This is a genomic window from Domibacillus sp. PGB-M46 (genome assembly GCF_022668875.1).
Taxonomy (GTDB): Bacteria; Bacillota; Bacilli; order Bacillales; family Domibacillaceae; genus Domibacillus.
Genome location: NZ_JAKGCR010000002.1, coordinates 324,109 through 346,325 on the forward strand (window position 1 = coordinate 324,109; position 22,217 = coordinate 346,325).

The following is a 22,217-nucleotide window of genomic DNA, read 5'->3' on the forward strand; positions in this document are numbered from 1 at the left end:
CACTTCATCTTATTTCACAACAAGTTCGCCATTCACTACATCAACAACGGCTTCAGCTCCTGGCAAAAACGTTCCAGCAATAATCGCCCGGGCTGCCTGCGTCTCGATATTACGCTGAACAAACCGCTTAAGCGGCCGCGCACCGAAAACAGGATCATACCCTTCCTCTGCAATTTTCTCTTTTGCCGCTTCTGTTATCCGGAGCGTAACACCGCGCTCAAGCAGGCGTTCCGCCAACCCTTCAAGCACTTTGCCGGCGATCCCTTTTAAGTTTTCACGTGTAAGCGGTTTGAAAAGAACAATGTCATCTACCCGGTTTAAAAACTCCGGGCGGAAATGGCCGCGCAGCTGCGCCATTACATTGTTTTTTGCTTCTTCTGGAACCTCTCCTTCTCCACCCGCTTCAAGCAGGAAGGATGAACCAATATTTGAAGTCATGATGACCACTGTATTTTTGCAGTCAATCATGCGGCCTTGAGAATCTGTAATGCGGCCGTCATCAAGCATCTGCAGCAAAATATTAAACACATCCGGGTGCGCTTTTTCCACTTCATCAAGCAGCACGACAGAATATGGACGGCGCCGGATCGCTTCGGTAAGCTGTCCGCCCTCTTCATAGCCAACATATCCCGGAGGAGCGCCGACAAGTCTCGACACCGAATGCTTCTCCATGTATTCAGACATATCAAGGCGGATCATCTGGTCCTCGCTGTCGAATAAAACATCGGCGAGCGTTTTAGCAAGTTCTGTTTTTCCAACACCGGTCGGACCAAGAAACAGAAACGAGCCAATCGGCCGATTCGGATCTTTAATACCTGCCCGTGCCCGCAGAACAGCATCGCTCACAAGAGACACGGCTTCATCCTGGCCAATTACCCGCTCGTGCAGAATGTCTTCAAGGCGAAGCAGTTTCTCACGCTCCCCTTCAACAAGCTTTGTTACCGGAATGCCGGTCCACCGGGCGACGATAGAAGCAATTTCTTCTTCTGTTACTTCTTCTCGCAGCAGACGGTCATCTTTTTCAGACGAAGCCGCCGATTCAAGGGCAGCCAGCTCTTTTTCCACTGCCGGAATTCGACCGTGGCGCAGTTCGGCTGCCCGGTTTAAATCATATCTGCTTTCCGCATCCTCAAGTTCGCGGCGAAGCCGGTCCAGCTCCTCCCGCTTGTCTTTGACGCTCATAATCGCTTCTTTTTCACTCATCCACTGGGCCTTCATCGCATCAGCCTGCTCTTTTAAGTCGGCCAGTTCCCTTTGAATCTGCTCAAGGCGCGCTGCGCTTTCACGGTCTTTTTCTTTTTGAAGGGCCGCTTCTTCAATTTCAAGCTGCATAACCCGGCGCATCACGGCGTCAAGTTCAGAAGGCATAGAATCAATTTCGGTCCGAATCATCGCGCAGGCTTCATCCACCAGGTCAATCGCTTTGTCAGGCAAAAAACGGTCCGTAATATAGCGATTTGATAATGTTGCCGCGGCTACAAGCGCCCGGTCATGAATATTTACACCATGATGAATTTCAAACCGCTCTTTTAAGCCGCGCAGGATGGAAATCGCATCTTCAATGGTTGGTTCAGAGACGAGCACGGGCTGAAACCGGCGCTCTAAAGCCGGGTCTTTTTCAATATATTGGCGGTGTTCATCCAATGTAGTGGCACCGATACAGTGCAGCTCTCCCCGCGCAAGCATCGGCTTCAACATATTGCCGGCATCCATCGACCCTTCAGTTTTACCTGCACCGACAATGGTATGAATTTCGTCAATAAACAGGAGAATGCGTCCCTCGCTTTTTTTCACTTCATTCAAGACCGCTTTCAGCCGCTCTTCAAATTCCCCGCGAAATTTCGCGCCGGCAATGAGTGAGCTCATATCGAGTGAGAAAATAGTTTTGTCTTTTAAGCCATCTGGTACGTCTTTACGGACGATCCGCCAGGCAAGCCCTTCAACAATCGCTGTTTTTCCTGTGCCCGGCTCACCGATCAATACGGGGTTGTTTTTTGTTTTCCGCGATAAAATACGGATCACATGGCGAATTTCCTCATCCCGTCCGATCACCGGATCGATTTTTCCTGCCCGGACTTCTTCAACCAGATCCCGTCCGTATTTTGCTAGTGCTTCGTAACCTGATTCCGGATTTTGTGTCGTCACTTTTTCATTCCCCCTTATTTCATAAATAGCCTCCAAAACGGCGTTCTCTGGCACATTTTCCTTCTTCATAAAATCGGCTGTTTTCGTACCGGCTGAAAAGATCGCAGCAGCCATATGTTCAACCGATAAGTATGCATCTTCCCACTTTTTTTGCATCTCAGCCGCTCGTTGAAACCATGTATTCAGCCCACCTGACAAGTAAGCACCGTATTGCACATTTCCTGACACAGCGGGCTTTAGCCCAATTTCCTTTTGGACAAACCTAAGAAAGGCGGCTTTTGATAGGCCGGCGCGTTCAAAAATGCGGCTGAACAGGCCATCTTCTTTTGAAAGCAGCGCTGTCAGCATATGTACGGTATCCACTTCTGAATGGTTTCGCTCAACCGCGCTCTGCTGGGCAGCTGCCAGTGCTTCCTGCATTGTATACGTCATTTGTTCCATGTTCATATGCTTCAAAACCCCCTTGACCTTTTTTGACCTTTTGTTTTATTTTAAAATATCCTCCCCTTTTACGCAAAGAAAACGGCATGGAAGAAGCGTATTTACTGCCAGGCAAACAATCTCCATTCAAGTTTACCCTTTTTCTGGCTTTCTTTTTAAATAAAAGTTACTCTCTCAAAGAATGCAGAATCAGGTTGAAACGCTGTAACATCCTGTTTTTCTCGTTAAAATAGTAGAAAAAGAGGTGAATTCCGCGGCGTTTGAACCTGCTCTTGCACAAGCACTGGAGCAGTTATTTACAGAAGAGCGGAAAGTACGTTCTTTTCAAAAAGAGCCTATCTTTTCCAGGAGGGTGAGCCTGCGGATGATATTTTCTGGCTTCGCTCTGGAAAAGTACAAGTGGGCAGGATTGTACCGGATGGGCGTGAGCTGACTTATCGAAATAACCCTGTTTGAAGAAGAAGCTGTTTATATGATGAATGCAAAAACACCGGAATATGGGGAAGCCCGGGCGGTTCCACGCCGTTTTTCAGAAAAACTTTTGTCCTCAAAGACGGAATTGATGGTTTACCGGCTCCGTTACACACAAACTGAGCATTTGCGGACTCAGTCCAAGCTGTGTGATCTCGTACTGAACGGGAAAAAAGACGGCGTTTATTCTACTCTCATCCGGATGGGCAATACGTTTGGCAAACAGAAGACGGCTTTTTTCTTGATGTACCCTTGATCCATCAGGAAATGGCTAATTTATGCGGAACATCCCGGGAAGTTGCTAACCGCCTGCGCAGCTGAAAAAAGAAGGCGTCATTAAAATGAAGCGAAACCAGATTACACTTTGTGATCTTGATTATTTAAAATGTGAAATCAACTGTGAAAATTGCCCGATTGATATTTGCCAAATCGGTTAAAAAAGAAGGTTCCATAACAGAATCTTTTCAGATTGTGGAGAAGAAAAATCACTTTCCAAAGAACCTCTTTATTTCTTTTTCATGCAAGGAGTCGGAAGGTTCAAACAAGAGCTGATAAGGCGGCGGGCGCACGGCTTCTCCTATCAGCTCTTTTTAAGAAGCGATGTTTCCCTAAAAGCCCGCTGCCCGATTTCGGCAGTGAAATTTTTCATAAAAAAAGACTGACGACAAAGTCGTCAGTCTCAGAAGGCTCCATAATGGAACCTTCTTTTTTACTGAATGCCTAAAGCGATTTTCGCGTAGCGTGACATCATATCACGTGACCAAACTGGCGTCCAGACGATATTTGTTTCAACGTCCGTCACTTCTGGAATATCAGAAAGCGCTGCTTTTACCTGATCAACGATCACACCGGCAAGCGGGCATCCCATCGATGTTAACGTCATCGTAACCGTTGTTTTTCCAGATTCATCCATATCCACATCGTACACAAGCCCGAGATTCACAATATCAATGCCCAGCTCCGGGTCAACAACCTGTTCAAGCGCACCCATAATATTTTCTTTTAAATCCTGATCCATGTAAAACACTCCTTTCAATGTATGCGTATAGCTTTATCATAACAGACATTTCTTCGAATGATGAGTAAAAAGCCTGTTTCTTTGCAAACGGCCCTGCAACCCTCTACACTGAAAGCAGAAACGACAAAGGAGTGACTCGCCTATATGGAAAAGCATTTAATCGTGTTAGACCTCGATGGTACGTTATTAACGGACCAAAAAACCATTTCTCCCCGCACAAAACGCACCCTTCAAAAAGCGATGGAGCACGGGCATGAAGTAATGATTGCCACTGGCCGCCCGTTCCGCTCAAGCGCTCCTTACTATGCGGAGCTTGGATTAACAACACCGATTGTCAATTTTAACGGCGCCTTCGTTCATCATCCCGGCAATCAAAAGTGGGGCTTCTTTCACGAGCCGATGGAGTTAAAAACCGCCATTGATATCGTTGAAGCATGCCATGATTTTGACTTTTACAATATTATCGCGGAAGTGCTCGATAACGTTTACTTTCATTATCATGATGAAAAGCTTATTGATGTTTTTAACATGGGCAATCCTGTAGTCACAACAGGTGACTTGCGCCAAAAGCTGACCGATCATCCAACAAGCATGCTGATTCATGCAACAGAAGAGCAGGTACCGGCTATCCGCCGCCATTTAAGCGATGTGCACGCAGAAGTGATTGACCACCGCCGCTGGGCCGCTCCGTGGCATGTGATTGAAATTGTCAAAAGCGGCTTAAGCAAAGCAGTCGGCTTGAAGCGTGTATCAGACTGGATCGGCATCCCGCCGGACCGGATTATTGCATTTGGTGATGAAGATAATGATCTTGAGATGATTGATTACGCCGGCACAGGTGTAGCGATGAGCAACGGTATTGATGCCTTGAAATCGATCGCCAATGACATTACCGCTTCAAATGAAGAAGACGGCATTGCGGTTTTCCTGGAAGAGCGCTTATCTTTAAAAACGTTCGCATAAAAAAGGCTTCTCAGCAAATTTGCTGAGAAGCCTTTTTTACGATTGAGCTGCCCTTTTGCCGCGCTTCCATACCAAATAAAGAAACAAAACAAAGATAATCCAGACCGCTGACATAGCTGCAATAAAGGCATAATTTATGCCGGTTTTTTCCGCCAGTGCATAAATTTCCGCTTCCTCACGGTCAAGAATAATGGTAAATTCCCCATCTGCCGCACGCGACATGTCACCAGCAAGCAATCCTCTCAGTTCTTTATTCTCATCCAGTTTAGAAGCTGGAATCGCGATGCTTTGTGTTTCGCCTGTGTTATTGATTGCCACCACAACTGTTTCATCCTCGTATTGCCGCTTAAACACTGTCATGCCGTTCCGATTAAAAATCGGCTCATAGGAACCACGCCGGAGCGCCGGGAGTTTCTGGCGTAAGGCTGCGATCTGCTTGATATAATCCACCAGTTCCTGATCGGTACGGAAATTCATCAGTCCGTGCGCGTCCGGGCCGGTTTCTCCGTTTTGCGCGATTTCCGAACCATAAAAAACTGCTGGAGTTCCAGGAGATGTGTACAAATACGTAAGTGCCATCCGCCAGCGTGTGCCCGGAAACATATTTTCTTCCGCCATATCCCTTGTAAACCGGTCTGTTACGACAGAGTCCGTTAAATGAACCGTTTCCAAAGGATGCTCCAGTACGTTTTCTTCCTGGAGAAGGAGCTCTTCTACCACATTCGAAGAGCGGCCTACTGTCGCAAACTGCTTGCGCAGCGGCTCCTGCATCCAGGAAGAAGTCACCGCATCAAGCCCGGCTTTTTCATAAGCGGCGGCCCCCTGTATAGTGGTTTCCGCCATTTCTCCTATTAAGTGCAAATTAGGCATAGCCTCATGAAAAGCGTTCCAAAAAGCAGGCTTTGCTATGGAAGCATTGCTGAAAAAATATCCATCAATACCGGTTCGGCCGGCCAGCTTCACAGCTGCTTCTACGAGCGCCGCCTGTACATCTGGATTCTCTGTGTTTAAAAGAGCCATTTCACCAAGCCAGTCCGGCTTCTGCAAAACAGAGACGTCTGTAAACCAGCTCTCTTTGCCGGCCTCACTTAGCCATACATGCTTTGTGCTTACACGTACAGCCGGAAAATCCACTAAAACACGAATACTTTGTTTATGTGCACTGTCAACGAGTTCTTTTAACTGCTGCTCATTGCCAAATTGCGGATTTAGCTTTGTGTAGTCCGTTATGCTGTAGCCATGGTAAGCACCCGCTTCATTTTCAAACACAGGTGAAATCACGATTGACGTCATGCCCAGCTCTTTCACATAATCAAGCTGATCTTGAATTCCTTTAAAGTCACCGCCCTGGTAAGCAGATGCATCATCGTTATTCGTTTGTTTATCATTTGAACGATCCCCGTTCATAAACCGGTCCGTCATTAAAAAATACATCGTTTCATCCTGCCAGCCTTCCTTCTTTTCTTCGGCAGAAACCATACCTCCAGATAAAAGAAGAAGCGGAATGATAAGTGAAAGAAATCGTTTTCTCACTGCTCGTTTCCCCCTGCGCCAAAATGTCCCATCCTCATTTAGAGTACGCTTTTTCCTACATGACGTCAATGAAAGCAGGGATTGTTCAAGAAAACGACACGGTTTCATATCCGCTATTTATGAAATAAACGCGAAAATTTCTTTTTTCTTAAAACGGGAAACCACATACACAGCTGAAGCAAGCCCGCCTGGCCCCGCTCCAACAACTGCGATTCTTTTTGGCATAAACGCCGCCTTCTCCCTTGTATAAACAAATATTAAACAAAAACCATACACAAGTGTCAGCGAGGGCGCAGCTTTCGATATGCCTATAAAAAATAACCGCCGCCCTTTTACGGGAATGACGGTTATCGGAGGGATGAATCCTCTTTTTCTTCTATTGGCACTAATTCACTTGCTTCCTGCGTTCCGGCTTTTTTCATATAAACTGAAACAATCTGTACTGACACGAAAAACGAAACAAAAATAAGAATCCATAAAATCACGGGAAACACAAAGACGCCTCCTTTTTGTCATTATAACAAAAAAAGCTGCGCTTTTTGCACGCAGCTCTTTCCATGGCTCTTTTATTAAGCAATGCCCGGGAGGGCAAAACCTAAAATAACCGTCAGAACAAGCACAATAAACGCGCCGGCCAAAACACCGCCGTTTTTTTTGCCTTTTTTCTTCCGTACGAGCGTCATTTCCATTAATCCGATCGTGACTATGCCTAAAAGCATTTTAATGCCATACAAGGCTGGATTCAAGCTGTCGAACGTGGTAAATAGCGCAAAGCCGGTAATTAAAATTAGCACATAAAACAGGCGAAGCCCCATATGTACACCAGTTGATGGCTTTCTTACTGCGATCAAAAATAGTACGAGCGCAATGACCCACGTTGTAATATGTACGTGTGTGGATTGTGTTAAAAAGTCCATAAAAGATCCCCTCCTTTTTCTTTCTTATTCTACCATACTACTCTTGAACGGTATTCGACAACGTTCCAATGCCCTCAACTGTAATTTCAACCGTATCTCCTTTTTGCAATGTACCTTTCGGCTCCATCGCAAATCCTACTCCCGCCGGTGTTCCCGTTGCGATAATATCGCCCGGCTCGAGTGTCATGCCTTTTGAAAGAACATGAATCACTTCATCAATAGGAAAAATAAAGTGAGAAGTATTGGACTGCTGTCTTATTTCCCCATTTACCATTGTTTGAATCGCTAAATTGTGAGGATCGGCAATTTCATCTTTTGACACAATCCAGGGTCCTATCGGGCAGCTGCCATCCAGGCTTTTACCGATAAAAAACTGTTTATGGCGGCTTTGCAGATCGCGTGCGGTAATATCATTCAGCACAGTGTAGCCAAACACATAGTCAAATGCCTCTTCACGAGAAATTTCTTTTCCTTTTCTGCCGATAATGACAGCCAGTTCTCCTTCATAATCCAATGAATCGGTCAATGACTCATAAGCAGGAATAGGTGCTCCGTGTGCACTGACTGCGGTCGATGCTTTTGTAAAAATCATCGGATGCTCCGGTACACTTGCTTCTCCACCCATTTCAATGGCATGATCCCGATAGTTTTTTCCCACGCACATGACATTTTTAAGCGGGCGTGGGATAGGTGCCAGCCATTCAATAGATGCTTCTTCTACGAAAGATACGGATTCCGGATTATGGCAGACAGATGCTAAAAACTGTCCTTCTTCAATGGCAGACGCCAGCGTGGTTGGGGCACCGTCTATATCCGAAACAGCAGCTACTGCCTGTTTTTCTGCCAAATAAAAACCGTACTTTTCTTTTCCCTCATGTTTAAAGCTCATCCACTTCATTTTCTCATCCCCTTTTTTCGTAAGTAACAAACCGCCAGATGGCTTCCATCGGTCCGCGCTGAAACCGGCTCAGCCACAGCCCGGAAACTATTACTTGCAGAGCAAAAACAGTGACGCAAAGCAAAATGCCTGTCGTGACCGTAATCTGTCCGTAGAAACCGAGACCATATGCATAAAACAAAAGCGAACCGATCACCGACTGCATCAAATAGTTGGTCAGCGACATTTTACCGGCCTGTGCAAAGGGCAAAAGTAGTTTGAACGGACGAGTTAAGGTACACAAATACACAACGAGCATCGCATAAGAAGCCGCAAGTACCGGTCCTCCAAGAGAATCCTGCACATACATATACGCTATATGACTTGGACCGAGCAGATGCGGAATACCTTTAAGCAGGAGCCCCGCCCCGAAAAAAAGTGCAAACATCCGAAGTGTTTTTTTCGGATGGGCAGCCCATTTTTGGATAAGGCGCTGCTTGTACACACCCGCGCCAATGAGTAAAAATGGAAAAACCGTCATTGTCTGAAACCCAAAGGCGCCGTCAAAAATGTTATTGTTCGTCCAATCGTGAATACGCTGCTCCGTTACCTCTGCGTACGAACCGCTTCCGTAGGCTGCAATTGAATCGGAAACAGAGGTAATATCTGTCCAAAACAAGGCATTATACGGGTCGGATTGAGCAGATACAAAAAGAAGCACGCTGAACAAAACAGCTGGTACAAGCAGGAGAATAAGCCCCATTCGAAGAAGCGTTCCTGCGGAAAAACGCAGGAAAAACAAAAGCAAAAAGCCGCATACTGCGTAATTAAATAAAATGTCCCCCGGCCAAATAAAGATAGCGTGAGCAATACCTAAAACAAGCAAAAACGAAAACCGCCGCACGCCTGTCCAGGCAAATGTCCCCGTTCTCTCGAGCGCTTTTTCACGCTGCATAGCCGCGCCGAATCCAAACATAGCCGCAAAAATCGGATAAAAACTCGCCTGCACAAGCACGTCAATCCAGGAAAACGCCAGTTTATCCTGAGAGGCTTCCCACCATTCATATGGGTTGTAATAAAAATAAGGAGAATGAAACGACAGCATATTCACAAGGAAAATACCGAAAAGAGAGATACCTCTCAAAATATCGATGGACGCAATCCGCGCCGTTTCATTCTGCTTTACAGACTGCAACCAATCACACCCTTTCCTTTTATGATTACTTGCTTATCATAACAGAAAAGGAACAATTTACGTATATTCCACTACATGGGCGCCATCTAAGAAAAAGACAAATTTCCCGTCAATTGGACGCTTCCAGATTCGCTCGACCGCCTTGGCATAAAGCCCGATTTGTACGTTGTACCGCTTAGCCAGCACCGGCTTCGCTTCCTCGAAGCCGCCAGCGAAACGATCCGTGACCCGGTCTGTTTTATAGTCGAGTAAATACAAGCGGCCTTTGTATTCAAACAAGCAGTCAATAACCCCCTGAATCAAAACAACTTCATCAGATTCACCCAGACCTGCTTCACGTGCAGTCATACCCATATTAAAAGGCAGTTCCCGCTGAACGTGATCAGCAGCGAGAAGCATTCTGCCCGGCTCAGTGGCAAAAAACGCTACAATCTCTCCCGCATCAACTGCTTCTGCCTGCTCAATTGTAAGCAGCTCTTTTCCGATCAATTCATCCAAAAGCCGTTCTACCGACACTTCAGATGGAGCGCGGTTTAAATCGATGTGCTGCATAACGGTATGAACGGCTGTCCCTATTTCTGCCGGTGACAGCTGCTTTTCCTGAACAAAGCGGGGCCGGCGGAAAATAGGGCGGCGGTAGGATCGTGCTGCTTCATTGGACGCTCCTTCACTGTAGATATCATTCGATCTTTTAAGGTCAGACACGGATTGTTTGGAACGGAGCCGGACGGCTTCAGGGAATCGGTATTCCCATGTCATCCGCTCTTTAATTTCTTCTTTTGCCGGTGACTGCTCTGGAGACGGCTTTCGTTCTTTCAATAAATCCAGCCAGGACTCTTCCTGCTCTTCACTTTCTGCCTGGGAAGCAATGAGGCCTTCAGCCGCTGTAACCCCAAGCTGAAAGCGGGATGGATGATCTGCAAAAAACGGATGGCCGCCTTTCACGTCACTGTGCCGCATCAGCGCCGGGCCAATCCAGTCAATGTAAGAACCAGCCGAAGCCCTGACCGCGTCCCCGAGCAGCCGTGACGGGTGCTCTCCTGACAGGGCCCATGCCTCCATTTTTTTCTCTAATTTTTTGACGGACGCTGTGACGACCAGCCGTTCTTTCGCCCGGGTCATCGCCACATACAAGACGCGCATTTCTTCCGCCAGAAGCTCCAGCTTCTTTTTGCGCTGAAAAGCAAGCTGCACAAGCGACGGCCAGGCAATTCGTTTCTGGGGATTCATATATTTCACAGCAATGCCATAATCCTTATCAAACAGCACACGCCCGTTTAAATCCATCATATTAAAACGGCGGCCGGCCGCTGCTGTAAATACAACAGGAAACTCCAGCCCTTTACTCGCATGAATCGTCATAATGCGGACGACGTCTTCCTGCTCAGATAAAGCACGTGCTGTGCCCAAGTCATCTCCCCTCTCACGCATCCGCTCAATAAAGCGCAAAAAGCGAAACAGGCCGCGGAATGATGTTTCCTCGTACTGTCTTGCCCGGTCGTACAAAGCCCGCAAATTAGCCTGGCGCTGCTTTCCGCCCGGCATCCCGCCTGCAAAAGCATAAAACTGTGTATCGCGGTACAAGATCCAGATTAAATCAGATAGAGCCCCACTGCGCCCAATGGAACGCCACTTCTCAAGTTTTTCCATAAACGGAGCTAGTTTCTCCATTAATGCCGCATCGCCCCGGCCGTTTTCCATAAAAGCAAGCAGCGCTTCAAAGTAGCTTCCTTTTTTCGAAGCAAGCCGGATCGTAGCCATCTCATCTTCTGTACAGCGGACAATTGGCGAACGAAGCACGGCTGCAAGCGGAATATCCTGAAATGGATTATCGATAACATGGAGCAGCGACAGCATTACAGAAATCTCAGTTGCCCGGAAATAGCCGCCAGATGTATTGGCATAGACGGGAATGCCGGCATGCTTAAATTCTTCGATCATTTCTGGAACCCATGTAAGAGAGCGCATTAAAATGACGATATCCCGGTATTGAACCGGACGCATGGAATTGGTTTTCGGATCCCAAATCGGATGTCCGGCTTCGATCAGCTCTTTGATTTTTGAAGCAATTAAGCGGGACTCCAATTGAGACTGTTCTGCATCTTCACGATCCATTTCGTCCCCGTCTGTTTCTTCCGGAGCATCGCTGTCAATAATGGCTACTTCAATTGGATAATCTGCTTCCGGATAAGATGCCCCTAAAACAAGCGCTTCTTCTTTTCCATACTCAATTTCCCCCACTTCTGTTCCCATAATTTGCTCGAAAATATAGTTTGTTCCATCAAGCACTTCCCTGCGGCTGCGGAAATTACGAGATAAGCTGATTTTCAAGCCGGCATCTGCGCCTTCTGGATCAAAACGATTGTACTTGCCCAGGAAAAGACCTGGCTCTGCAAGGCGAAAACGATAAATAGACTGTTTAACATCGCCTACCATAAAGAGATTGCCCGACTGTTCCTGATCATGGGAAACAAGGCGGACAATCGTTTCCTGAACCATGTTTACGTCCTGGTATTCATCTACAAGCACTTCTTTAAAACGGCGCCGATAAGCCTGGGCTGCTTTAGAAGGCTGGCCGCCTTCCGTTAAAATAGCCAGCGCATAGTGCTCAAGATCGCTGAAATCTGTCAGGCCTTTTTCCCGCTTCGCTTCGGCATACCGGGCTGAAAACGTCAGAACAAGCTCGGACAAGCGTTTTACAATCGGCTGCATTTCCGCCAAATCCTTCAGCCAGTTTTCAGGCTTCCGGCTAAAAAAGGTGTCTTTTAATTCGGTTACTATTTTTTTCGCCCTGTCCCGAACCCCTTTAGACCGCTCCTTCAGCTCTTCATCGTAGTCATCACCTTTACACGTTTTTAAAGTCGGAAATTTAACCGACTGAAATGCGCTGTACCATTCCTCCCACGTCTTACACTCGAGCAGTGCGGTTACTATGGCGAGGTCTGCGGTGAAATTTTCTGCCCGCGGCACCGGACCGCCGGGCATCTTTGTCATTTCAAGCCCTTCCTGAAGCAGCGCCTCGGCACTTTGAAGCTGAAACCGAATATCCTTCTTCAATGGTCCTATAAAAGGAAGATCGTCAATTGCTTCAGCCGGTTCATACAAAGAAGGGAGTTCACTCAGCCAGCGTTCCGGATCTGGATGGGATCGCGCAAAATTAAATAATTGAATAACGGACTGCTGAAGCTCTACATCGCTTCTGTCTCCTGAAAAGGTATCAACCAATGCGAAAAAAGCCTTGTTGTCCGGGCGGGCATATTCTTCCTCAAGCAAATCCTCGAGTACTTCATCCCGAATCAGGACGGCTTCTGTATCGTCAGCGATACGAAAGCCTGGATCAATATCAATTAAATAGTAATACTTTCGAATAACCTCCAAACAAAAAGAATGGAGAGTAGAAATAGATGCTTTGTTTAATAATCGAAGCTGGCGGCGGAGCCGGCTTGAAGCAGGATCCCTTTCAATCTCTCTTTCCAGTGCTTCGCCAATCCGCTGCCGCATTTCTGCTGCTGCTGCATTGGTGAACGTGACAACTAAAAGCTCATCTACATCCACCGGTGCTTCCTGACGAATCATCTTTTGAATGATCCGTTCTACTAAAACAGCGGTTTTGCCAGAGCCGGCTGCCGCAGCGACCAGAATGTCGCTTCCTTCTGCATAAATCGCTTTCCACTGATCGTCCGTCCAGCGGGCTCCGTCCGGTTTTTCGGGAACTTTATAGCTGTTCATCGCTCTCCTCCTTCATCATTTGAATAACCTCTTCATTTTTTTTCGGCCGGATGACCCGGTAGTTGTTTTCATCCAGTGTATCGTCAAACTGGCATACCTGCCGGTAAGAACAAAATGTACATGGCGTTTTTTTATTATAACGGTATGGCGTAATGTCCACGCGGCCGGATACAATGGCATTGCCCGCTTTTTCGTACAGGCCGCGGACATGCCCTCTCATCGCACTGAACTCGCTGTCATCAGCTGTTTTTGAGCGTGCGGACAAGGAACCATCTTTTTTAAAGCCCGCCGGAATAATCAGTGAGTCTCCTGTTTCAAGCTGCTTGTCCATTAAATGAATGGCCTCATCTTCCTCCAGCACCAGCCCTTTCATTCGAAAGCTTTTCATCATCTCTTTTTCAATTTCATCAATCGTCATAAATTTTTTCGTATTTAAAAACGGATTGTGGACATGAAAATATAATACGCCCCCCGGCCGTGCTTTCTTGCCGGTTAAAAGTGGTGAATGCGTAACGACGATATCAAGGTACGTCAGCATCTGCATCGCAAAGCCATAGTAAATCTCGGTCATATCCACATCCCGCGTGCCGGATTTATAATCGATAACGCGTAAATACGTATCGTTCTCTCCATGCGCACGGTCAACCCGGTCAATACGGCCGGCAAGCGACATGCGTGCCCCATTTTTTAATTCAAAAACGAGCGGCGGCAGTTCAGAACGCGGTCCAAATGCAAGCTCAATCCCAAGCGGTGAAAACCCGCTTATTTTTGCTTGTTCACTTAAAACCGTTGAAGCACGGGCAATAATCTGCTCGAGTTTATTCTGAATATAAAGATGCCGGTGGGAACTCATTAAAATACGATTTTGAAGCTTCGGAGCGAGCTCCTCTACAGCTGTTTTTGCAAACGTCCGGCATTGCTCCGGTGTAAGCTCCGGCCATTTCATCCCTCTTTTTTCTACTTCTTCTGCAATCCATTTGAGTGCACCATGGAAAAGGTCGCCAATGTCCGGCGCTTCAAGACGGTACACACGGCGGTCACGCAGCTTTAAGCCATGGCTGGCAAAATGGCTGAACGAGCATGAGTGAAACGTCTCCATCCGCGAAACGCTGGCAATCATATCCGTTCCATACAAATCAAGGCTTGTTTGATCCTCCAACGGTGTTGTTTTATTTTCATAGGCGAGACTATCAAGAACGAAGCCTGCTTTTTTTCTGCTGCTTTCCAGATACAGGTTATATACATCCCACCAAAACGGATAAACCGGGTATCCCCGCTTTTTCATTTGAAGCTGGGAGGTTAAATAAGACAAAGTCGGCTCCGGATGGCAAATGTATGCAAGCTGCTCCTCCGCCGGCAGATCAGCCGGATCGTTGGCAACGACTGTTTCCTCCATTTGTTCAAACCATTCCCGCATTCTTTTTAAATAAGGAGACGGCTGTAGGGACTTTCCTTCCGCATCCGCAATAGGCCATGAAACGTACAAGCGGTGTGATGGAACAGTAAAAGCCCGGTAAGCAATGAGTTCTTCATCAAGCAGTTTCGTTTTGCTGCCTGGTGCCACATGCATCCCGGAAGAAAGAAGCGCCTCTCTTTCTTCATCATCTAAAATGCCGTCCTCCATCTGACGGGCGGGAAAAACGCCATCATTCATGCCGACAATAAAAGCGGTATGAATATCGGCGAGTCTGGATTTATCCGGGTTGGCTACAATCACTTGATCGGCTGCCGGCGGCACAATCGAAAATTCAAGTGCTTCAAGCCCGGCATCGAGCACGGCAGCGAACTTTTTGGCATCCATTTCTTCACTGCCAGCTACCTCTGCATACTCATCGAGCATCCCGATCACCGCATCCCATGCCTGGTTGTGCTGTGCTGCTTCAGCCAGCTCACCGCGTTCCTCCGCTTCAATAGAGAGCTGCTCTATTTTCTGGGGTATATCCAGCTCTTCAATATACTGATAAAGAGCCCGGCAGCATTCCATCGCATTTTTGGCGCGTTTCATCCGCTTTTCAAGCCGGAAAAGCGGCGCTGCAATCGTTTCTTTCATTACGTTTAAACGTTCTTCAAATGCCCGTTCCTCATCTGTCTGGGCAACAGCGGTAAATTCAAGTCCCATGTAACGGCGGTAGGTCCAGCGTTCGCCGTTCGTCCAGCGCTCGCCATAAATTCCATGGGCCAGCACATAGTTTTCAAGCAGGTCCATTCCGCGCCGGACTTGTTCGCGCGGCTGGTCAAATGAAAAAAGCAAATCGGTTTTAACTGCACGAAAAACTGCTTCGTAACGCCAGTTTCCGCCGATTACTTCCAATGAAGAACGAATCAGCTCAACGAGCGGATGATTAAGCATCGGTCTTTTTTGATCGATAAAAAACGGGATGCTGTAGTCATCAAAGACGGTCTCGATAATAGACCGGTAGTCTTCCCCATTTCGTGCAAGGAGCGCCATTTGCTTGTAACGCAGTCCTTCTGTGCGGGAAAGGCGGCGTATTTCACGTGCTGCTGCTTCAATCTCCGCCCGTCTGCTTGCTGCCTGCCAGAGAGCGGTGCCGCTGCTGTGGGCCAGGGCTCGTGCCGGACGTTTATCGAACTGCATTTCAAGATGAATAAGAGCAGCCTCTTTCTGGCGTTTATGTCCATACAGGATCAGATCTTTTTTTATATCGATTTCCTCTTCTGCCGCAATCCGATACAAATCATGATACGCACGTCCCGGCTGGCGGAACAAATGCGTGTCCTCGGGCGCCTCATCCCGGAACGGACGGTCAGTTGTCAGGGCAATCGTGACTTCATTGGCTGTTTTCATTAATACTCTTATTACGTCATATTCCTGCGGCGTAAAGCTGTGAAATCCATCTATATATATATCAGCTTCCCGCACATAAGACGAGGAAGCGGCCATTTGGGCAAGGAGTCTCAAATAATCCTCGGAATCTATATATTTGCCGGCAAGCACGCGCTCATATGATGTATAAATCATTTGCAGGTCACTCAGTTTGTCTGCGAGAGCAGCCGGTACATGCTTGCGATGCTCTTCCATTTCTTCAGGCACAATTAAATACTGGCGAAATTCTGTCAGCATCTGTTCAACCGTGCTGACAAACCCTGTTTTATCGGCTGCTTTTGCAAAAACGGCTAGATCCTGGCGGTTCTCTTCAATAATTTTTCGAATTAAGATGTTGCGTCCGGCTGGCGTTATATGCTGCCTGCTCATGCCGCCTTCCTGCTGCAGAACACGCCAGGCAAGACGTGTCAGGCTGTATACCTGCGCCCGGATAATGCCGCCGACTTCCTGGTCAGACGCCAGGCGGTACTCTGACAAGAATGACATTTGCTCAGGTACAATATAAATAAGCGGCTTTCCGTCTGGCTGCCGGATAAGACGTTCTTTTATTTCATTTATAATATGCTCTGTTTTTCCCGAACCGGAACGTCCGATAATAAATTGTAAAGCCATCCGGATTCCTCCTTTTACTTCCTTTCAGTATAACAAAGATCATACGTTCGGTCAAAAGAACAAAATAAAAACGGCCCTTAGCCGTTTTTATTTTTGCAGACGCTTTTCCAATTGTTTTCCTGCTGCCCATAAAAGAGCAATCGCTGCGATAATAACAGCCGTTCTTCCCGGCTGATGAATAAGAGCAAAAAGATCGTGGCCGACGTAGCTGATCGTAAAAATCATGACGGTTTTTCCCGCCATAACGGCAAATAAATATTGAACCACACTAATATGAGACAGGCCCGCTACGATATTAACAATCGCAGAGGGCGTAAACGGGAAGCACAGCATCAAAAAAATGGGCGCAAAGCCGTGCCTGTCCATCCAGTTCATCATTTGTGCAACCTGCTTGTTTCGCTGCAGGAAACGCAAAATACGCTGCTGTCCCAATCTTCTTACAAGCAAAAAAACAAGGAAAGACCCGGTGACGGCCCCTCCCCATGAAATTAAAAAGCCGAGCCAGAGCCCAAACGCGTTTACATTTGCAAGAACAAAAGCAAAAAGCGGCAAAAAGGGCAGGAATGCTTCAAGCAGCGGAAGCAGGAAGCCCGGCAGCGGCCCAAATGACTCATACCGCTGAATCCATTCCATAATATGATCTATTGAGAAATTCATTGACTTGTTCCCTTTCGTTATCCATCCTTGTTGTGCTCATTCCCTGTTTCCGGTATAAAAAAACGAAATGATATTTTCTTTTACCCCGACAACATATTGAGCACGAGTGACTTTTTCGGTTTGTATAGAAGGTGAGCTGGCATTACCCCTTTCATAAAGTTCTTTTGTCATCATAATCTGATTATGAACAGCAAGAGGCGAGACTGGCACTATAATGGCTTGATCGTCTGTAAATGTTACTTTTGTTTGTTTTTTATCGATTTTTTCCAAGAATTTTAAATGGGAGAGTGTAATCCATATACATTCAGGTTTTAAATGAGAAATCGTCGGGAATAGATAAGTACCTTTCAAATGATCCACATTAACCGGAACTTTTCGATTGATGCCAAGGACTCTGGTAGAAGCTTCTCTCCGGCCGTCATAGGTTGAAAGGTAGCGAATGCAGCTTTGCCGAATAATTTTCAGCGGCGTTTTCTTTATCATAACCGGTTCTTTGTTTTTTTCATACACTTTTGTGTATTCTCCAAAACGAATCGGTTCCAGGGAAAGAGTACGTTCATTGATAATATATTCGCTGTTTACATCATTCGGCTGGTTGTTCACTTGATCGACTCACCCGTTTCTTTCATTTATTTGAACGACTTTATTCTATCATTTAGCAGTAAAATTGTCCCATTTGCCACGAGAAATAATTTTCTAAAAATTTTAAACTTTCTGTTGATTAGTTGTTTGGAATCCCATATAATAAAAAAAAGGTATCTGAGGTGATTAAAAATGGAAAACAACAATTACTTTGCTGAGATGATGAAGTCCCCGATGCCCCGTGAAAAAGAAAAAACAGTAATGAGCGAATTTATTGACAGCTTTTTAAGCGATATTTTATACAAAAAAGAAAAAGCCGCATTAATGGAAAAAATCGATCTTTCACTTGATAAAGGCGACCGTTCCGCTTTTATTGCCCTATCTGATGAATTAAACCGTTTGGAGAAAACCTATCGCGCATCTTGACGCTTTCCTTCACACTGGTTTCCCCAAACGACAAAATCCCATACTTAACCTAAAAGCCCCGTATCTCTCTAGATACGGGTGCTTTTAAGCGCGCATTTCCCCTCTCACATTGAAAAAACGGATAAAACCGTTAAAATTCCAATTGACCCAAGAACCGTAACAATAATGTTAGCGCCTGTAAACGCAAGAATAAAAGCTGCCGCTGTTCCAATTAAAGCAAAGGCCGTATTTTCATGAAAGGTTAAAATTCCCGGAAAAATAAGGGCGCCTAGAGTTGCATACGGAACATTCTGCAATATTCCCTGCCAAAAATAAGGCAGCTCTTTACCTTTAAATAAAACAAATGGCAGCATACGCGGAATATAGGTTACGAGAGTCATCCCTATCACAATCGCCGCAATCGTTGTACTCATTCTCTGCGCCCCTTTCTTTTTGCCTGGTCAGCTGCTTCAATACTGATCGCTGCAATAAGCGTCGACACAATAATAGACCAGCCGCTTGAAAGAGTATCCGAGTACGTAAAAATACAGTTTAATACGGCTGCAGTAGATGCCAGCAGGACCGCTTTTGCGCTTTTTTTAAGCGACGGCACCAAAAGACCAATAAACATGGCATATAAGGCAATGCCCATACTTTCCTGAACAACAGGCGGCATGGCACTTCCTGCCAGATAGCCGACTCCCGAGGCTAGCACCCAGCTGGAATAAGAAATAAGCACAAGACCTGCCATAAAAGAGGAATGAAGTGTTCCGCTTTTCATTGCCGCCACTGAAAATGTTTCATCTGTCACGCCAAAAGCATAAGCGGCTTTTTTCCAGAGAGGCTCTTCATCCGCTTTTTCATTTAAAGCAGTTGACATTAGAAAGTGGCGGATGTTCAGAATAAAGGTCGTCAGCACAATTTCAAAAATCCCTGTGCCGATCGTGATCAAGCTTAAAGCTATATACTGAGCGGCTCCGGCAAAAACAAAGATGCTCAATGACATCGCCTCGGCCAATGTTAATTCCGCACTTTTAGCGAGCAGGCCATATGTAAGAGCTGCCGGCACGTACCCAATGGCAATGCCTATGCCGGCTGCGAGCCCATCTTTAAATTCGCTTTGCGCTGCCGCAGTTGTTTCCACTTCGTCCCCTCCATTTTCTCATTTTTCAACAAATTATACTCTTTTATATGGAGTCCAACAATAAAAAAATACGCCGGCAGCAGGCTGGCGCGTGGATTATCTCTGTTTTTCAATTTGTTTTTTAAGAGATCTTCTTAAAATTTTTCCAGTCGTGTTTTTAGGCAGCTCTTTTAAAAACTCTACGGATGATGGTACCTTATATGAAACAAGTCTTTCTTTGCAATATGTCCGGATCTCTTCTTCAGTTAAGGAATCTCCATGTTGAACCACAAAAGCGAGAACCGCTTCTCCATAATCGGAATCCGGGACACCAAGCACAGCGGCTTCTCTAATACCGGGGTGCTCATATAAGACTTCTTCTACTTCACGCGGATATACATTGTACCCGCCTACTAATATCAGATCTTTCTTCCGGTCTACAATATAAAAATAGCCTTCATCGTCCTGGCAGGCCAAATCCCCGGTATACAGCCAGCCGTCCCGAAGAACAGCCGCTGTTTCTTCCGGCATTTTATAATATCCTTTCATCACATTTGGCCCTTTCACAATCAATTCACCTACTTGGCCAAGTGCTATTTCTTCGCCGAGTTCATTGACGATTTTGTTTTCAACGTTCGGAATAGAGCAGCCAATCGAACCGGCTTTACGTGGACGGTCAAGCGGATTAAAACAAGTAACCGGGCTTGCTTCTGACAGTCCGTATCCTTCTGAAACGCGCACATAAAATGTTTCCTCAAACTGCTTCAAAAGAGAGACAGGCATAGGCGCTCCGCCGGAGATACAAAGGCGGACAGACGAAAAATCAGCCGGTTGTGCCTTTGAATGCTGTATTAAAAAAGAATACATAGTCGGCACACCAGCAAACACAGTCGCTTTGTGTTCTTTAGCTGCCTGAAACACTTCTTTCGGGCTGAATGACGGCAGAATAATGATTTCAGCTCCGCAAATAAGAGGCGTATTAAGCATGACCGTTAAGCAAAAAATATGAAACATCGGCAGAGCGGTGATGACAATATCTGAATTCGTCATAGACAAGTATTCTGCAATATCCCGCGCATTTGAATACATATTTTTATGCGTCAGCATGACACCTTTCGGATAGCCGGTTGTACCAGATGTATATAAGATCACAGCTGTGTCTGCTTCGCACGAATCAAGCCTGCAAAGAGGATTTTCACACTCAGCTAATTCGGAAAACGTTTTCATTTTTTGGTAGATAGAAAGATCCGGCTTATCAGGTTCATGTGTAAAGAGATGATCAGATGCACAGAGAATAAACTGGCTGACAGCTGGAAGTTCCTGATGCATACTCTCCATAATGGGAAGCAGCTTGTCCGTCGTCACAACTGCTTTTGTATCACTGTTTTGTAAGATATAAAGCACTTCATTTCGTGTATAAGCCGGGTTGATTGGAACCACAATGAGACCCGCCCGCAGCGCCCCATACAACGAAACGATAAACTGCGGTGAATTGCCCAGCAATAAAGCAATGTGATCCCCCTTTTGAAAACCAAGTGACTGCAGTCCGGCCGCAAATCGTGTAGCATTATCGTTCAGCTCCCGATAAGTCGCAGACGTATTTAAAAATGTATATGCTCTTTTATTCGCATGGGTAGACCCCATTCGTTCAAGTGCCCATGATACATTCACCGTCTCATCCTCCCCCGTGTTAAACAAATAACAAATCTGTTATCTCTATTATATAAAACAATATATAAAGCAACAAAAAAGCCGCAAGTGCGCGCAAGTGCGGCTTTTGGGCTGCCAGCAAATGCCCGCTTTCAATGTTACCTGCCCGCTGTGAATTCCCATGCCTTTAACCTCTTCCTATCCGGCAGTGTTCCTTGAAGGACAAATGTTTTGAATCAGTCTGCTTTCTATATTTTAAAAACCAATTTCCAAGTTTTCTCTTGCGAGCATAATAGGGCCGCTAAATTCTTCGCCGGCTTCCTGGACAAGCTGATCAAGTTCTCCAAAGTGAGGCAAATGAGTCAGCACTAATGTTTTCACTTGTGCTTCCCTGGCAAGGATGCCGGCTTCCTGCGCTGTCATGTGCCCGGCCGAAGAGCCATCCATTCCTTTATATAAGTTGCTTTCAGCAAGCAGTACATCTGCACCTTGTGCAAAAGATGCAAACTCCCTTTGAAAGGCGGTATCCGCTGTATACACCACCGTATCTGTTCCGTCTGTAATTTTGATGGCATAGCAGGGCGCCGGGTGTTTTGTTTTGAAAAATGAAATCGAAAAAGGCCCGGCTTTAAGTGTATCCGCAGGATTATAAGCAACGCCTTTCGTTATGTTTTTGTACGTCAAGGTTTGGAATCCGTCTGCTTCATTATGTCCGTAAATAGCAAGAGGCTCCTCCCTCGTTTTACTTGTAAAAGAATCAATTAAAAGCGCATGCTGCAATACGCCAATATCCGCTACATGATCTGCGTGATAATGGGACAGAATAACAGCATTAAGATCTGCTGGCTTTAAATGATTTTGCAGTTTCGATAAAACAGCGCTGCCGCAGTCTACAAGCAGCTTGAAACCGTCATGTTCAACCAAATATCCGCTGCTGGCCTCATTCGCTTTCGGAAAGCCGCCCCAGCAGCCTAGTACAGTTACATTCATGTATGTATGCTCCCTTCTTTTCTTATTGTATTCCCTTATTCCAAAAAAATAAAATAAATTTTCA

At 46.1% G+C, this 22,217-nt stretch carries 19 protein-coding genes; 4 read left to right on the plus strand and 15 right to left on the minus strand.

Annotated features, from left to right (window positions below; genetic code table 11):
- Positions 1–9 precede the first annotated feature (9 nt).
- Positions 10–2,592, minus strand: a complete 2,583-nt coding sequence (gene clpB / locus L2D08_RS03725) for an ATP-dependent chaperone ClpB (protein ID WP_242232379.1) — start codon at positions 2,590–2,592, stop codon at positions 10–12.
- A 363-nt stretch (positions 2,593–2,955) separates the two neighbouring features.
- Between clpB and L2D08_RS24440 the strand changes: the two genes are divergently transcribed.
- Together L2D08_RS24440 and L2D08_RS03730 are read left to right on the plus strand one after the other, a co-directional pair.
- A complete protein-coding gene (locus L2D08_RS24440; protein ID WP_375337561.1) occupies positions 2,956–3,042 on the plus strand; it encodes a hypothetical protein in 87 nt (28 codons plus the stop codon).
- A gap of 16 nt (positions 3,043–3,058) precedes the next feature.
- The gene (locus L2D08_RS03730; protein WP_242232380.1) at positions 3,059–3,313 is read left to right on the plus strand and encodes a hypothetical protein; all 255 of its coding nucleotides are present in this window, start codon (positions 3,059–3,061) and stop codon (positions 3,311–3,313) included.
- 453 nt (positions 3,314–3,766) lie between these two features.
- On the opposite strand, the gene L2D08_RS03735 is transcribed toward L2D08_RS03730, so the two are convergent.
- On the minus strand, positions 3,767–4,075 hold the full coding sequence (locus L2D08_RS03735) for a metal-sulfur cluster assembly factor (RefSeq protein ID WP_242232381.1): 309 nt from the start codon (positions 4,073–4,075) through the stop codon (positions 3,767–3,769).
- Between the two features lie 144 nt (positions 4,076–4,219).
- Here L2D08_RS03735 and L2D08_RS03740 point away from each other — a divergent pair, with 144 nt between their 5' ends.
- Positions 4,220–5,038 carry a Cof-type HAD-IIB family hydrolase gene (locus L2D08_RS03740; RefSeq protein ID WP_242232382.1) on the plus strand — a complete coding sequence of 273 codons (819 nt, stop codon included), beginning with the start codon at positions 4,220–4,222 and terminating at the stop codon, positions 5,036–5,038.
- A 36-nt stretch (positions 5,039–5,074) separates the two neighbouring features.
- On the opposite strand, the gene L2D08_RS03745 is transcribed toward L2D08_RS03740, so the two are convergent.
- The 9 genes from L2D08_RS03745 to L2D08_RS03785 all read right to left on the minus strand — a co-directional run bounded on the left by L2D08_RS03745 (position 5,075) and on the right by L2D08_RS03785 (position 18,006).
- Positions 5,075–6,571, minus strand: coding sequence for an alpha-amylase family glycosyl hydrolase (locus tag L2D08_RS03745; RefSeq protein ID WP_242232383.1), 1,497 nt, complete (start codon positions 6,569–6,571; stop codon positions 5,075–5,077).
- 347 nt (positions 6,572–6,918) lie between these two features.
- Positions 6,919–7,065, minus strand: coding sequence for a hypothetical protein (locus tag L2D08_RS03750; protein WP_242232384.1), 147 nt, complete (start codon positions 7,063–7,065; stop codon positions 6,919–6,921).
- Positions 7,066–7,140: 75 nt separating this feature from the next.
- A complete protein-coding gene (locus tag L2D08_RS03755) occupies positions 7,141–7,488 on the minus strand; it encodes a YisL family protein (protein ID WP_242232385.1) in 348 nt (115 codons plus the stop codon).
- A 37-nt stretch (positions 7,489–7,525) separates the two neighbouring features.
- Entirely contained in the window at positions 7,526–8,386 is an 861-nt protein-coding gene (locus L2D08_RS03760; RefSeq protein WP_242232386.1) for a fumarylacetoacetate hydrolase family protein, read from the minus strand.
- 4 nt (positions 8,387–8,390) lie between these two features.
- Positions 8,391–9,560 (minus strand): DUF418 domain-containing protein, encoded by a 1,170-nt coding sequence (locus tag L2D08_RS03765; protein WP_242232387.1) that lies wholly within the window; start codon positions 9,558–9,560, stop codon positions 8,391–8,393.
- A gap of 57 nt (positions 9,561–9,617) precedes the next feature.
- A complete protein-coding gene (addA, locus tag L2D08_RS03770; RefSeq protein ID WP_242232388.1) occupies positions 9,618–13,289 on the minus strand; it encodes a helicase-exonuclease AddAB subunit AddA in 3,672 nt (1,223 codons plus the stop codon).
- Positions 13,276–16,746 (minus strand): helicase-exonuclease AddAB subunit AddB, encoded by a 3,471-nt coding sequence (gene addB / locus L2D08_RS03775; RefSeq protein ID WP_242232389.1) that lies wholly within the window; start codon positions 16,744–16,746, stop codon positions 13,276–13,278. The genes addA and addB overlap by 14 nt, the downstream gene beginning before the upstream one ends.
- A gap of 87 nt (positions 16,747–16,833) precedes the next feature.
- Positions 16,834–17,403 carry a TVP38/TMEM64 family protein gene (locus tag L2D08_RS03780; protein ID WP_242232390.1) on the minus strand — a complete coding sequence of 190 codons (570 nt, stop codon included), beginning with the start codon at positions 17,401–17,403 and terminating at the stop codon, positions 16,834–16,836.
- 36 nt (positions 17,404–17,439) lie between these two features.
- Positions 17,440–18,006, minus strand: a complete 567-nt coding sequence (locus L2D08_RS03785; protein ID WP_242232391.1) for a competence protein ComK — start codon at positions 18,004–18,006, stop codon at positions 17,440–17,442.
- Positions 18,007–18,177: 171 nt separating this feature from the next.
- Here L2D08_RS03785 and L2D08_RS03790 point away from each other — a divergent pair, with 171 nt between their 5' ends.
- On the plus strand, positions 18,178–18,411 hold the full coding sequence (locus tag L2D08_RS03790) for an IDEAL domain-containing protein (RefSeq protein ID WP_242232392.1): 234 nt from the start codon (positions 18,178–18,180) through the stop codon (positions 18,409–18,411).
- Positions 18,412–18,515: 104 nt separating this feature from the next.
- On the opposite strand, the gene L2D08_RS03795 is transcribed toward L2D08_RS03790, so the two are convergent.
- The 4 genes from L2D08_RS03795 to L2D08_RS03810 form a co-directional block, all read right to left on the minus strand.
- Positions 18,516–18,824: an AzlD domain-containing protein gene (locus L2D08_RS03795; protein WP_242232393.1), complete on the minus strand. Its 309-nt coding sequence runs from the start codon at positions 18,822–18,824 to the stop codon at positions 18,516–18,518.
- Positions 18,821–19,534 (minus strand): AzlC family ABC transporter permease, encoded by a 714-nt coding sequence (locus L2D08_RS03800; protein ID WP_242232394.1) that lies wholly within the window; start codon positions 19,532–19,534, stop codon positions 18,821–18,823. The genes L2D08_RS03795 and L2D08_RS03800 overlap by 4 nt, the downstream gene beginning before the upstream one ends.
- A gap of 96 nt (positions 19,535–19,630) precedes the next feature.
- A complete protein-coding gene (locus L2D08_RS03805) occupies positions 19,631–21,184 on the minus strand; it encodes a fatty acid--CoA ligase family protein (RefSeq protein ID WP_242232395.1) in 1,554 nt (517 codons plus the stop codon).
- Positions 21,185–21,418: 234 nt separating this feature from the next.
- Complete coding sequence (locus L2D08_RS03810) at positions 21,419–22,153, minus strand: MBL fold metallo-hydrolase (protein ID WP_242232396.1); 735 nt, start codon at positions 22,151–22,153, stop codon at positions 21,419–21,421.
- Positions 22,154–22,217 lie beyond the last annotated feature (64 nt).

Bases quoted from the DNA above. Each gene is read 5' to 3' on its own strand.
- clpB (WP_242232379.1), bottom strand. From the start codon at position 2,592: ATGAACATGGAACAAATGACGTATACAATGCAGGAAGCACTGGCAGCT.
- L2D08_RS03730 (WP_242232380.1), top strand. From the start codon at position 3,059: ATGATGAATGCAAAAACACCGGAATATGGGGAAGCCCGGGCGGTTCCA.
- L2D08_RS03735 (WP_242232381.1), bottom strand. From the start codon at position 4,075: ATGGATCAGGATTTAAAAGAAAATATTATGGGTGCGCTTGAACAGGTT.
- L2D08_RS03740 (WP_242232382.1), top strand. From the start codon at position 4,220: ATGGAAAAGCATTTAATCGTGTTAGACCTCGATGGTACGTTATTAACG.
- L2D08_RS03755 (WP_242232385.1), bottom strand. From the start codon at position 7,488: ATGGACTTTTTAACACAATCCACACACGTACATATTACAACGTGGGTC.
- L2D08_RS03760 (WP_242232386.1), bottom strand. From the start codon at position 8,386: ATGAAGTGGATGAGCTTTAAACATGAGGGAAAAGAAAAGTACGGTTTT.
- addA (WP_242232388.1), bottom strand. From the start codon at position 13,289: ATGAACAGCTATAAAGTTCCCGAAAAACCGGACGGAGCCCGCTGGACG.
- addB (WP_242232389.1), bottom strand. From the start codon at position 16,746: ATGGCTTTACAATTTATTATCGGACGTTCCGGTTCGGGAAAAACAGAG.
- L2D08_RS03780 (WP_242232390.1), bottom strand. From the start codon at position 17,403: ATGAATTTCTCAATAGATCATATTATGGAATGGATTCAGCGGTATGAG.
- L2D08_RS03790 (WP_242232392.1), top strand. From the start codon at position 18,178: ATGGAAAACAACAATTACTTTGCTGAGATGATGAAGTCCCCGATGCCC.
- L2D08_RS03795 (WP_242232393.1), bottom strand. From the start codon at position 18,824: ATGAGTACAACGATTGCGGCGATTGTGATAGGGATGACTCTCGTAACC.
- L2D08_RS03810 (WP_242232396.1), bottom strand. From the start codon at position 22,153: ATGAATGTAACTGTACTAGGCTGCTGGGGCGGCTTTCCGAAAGCGAAT.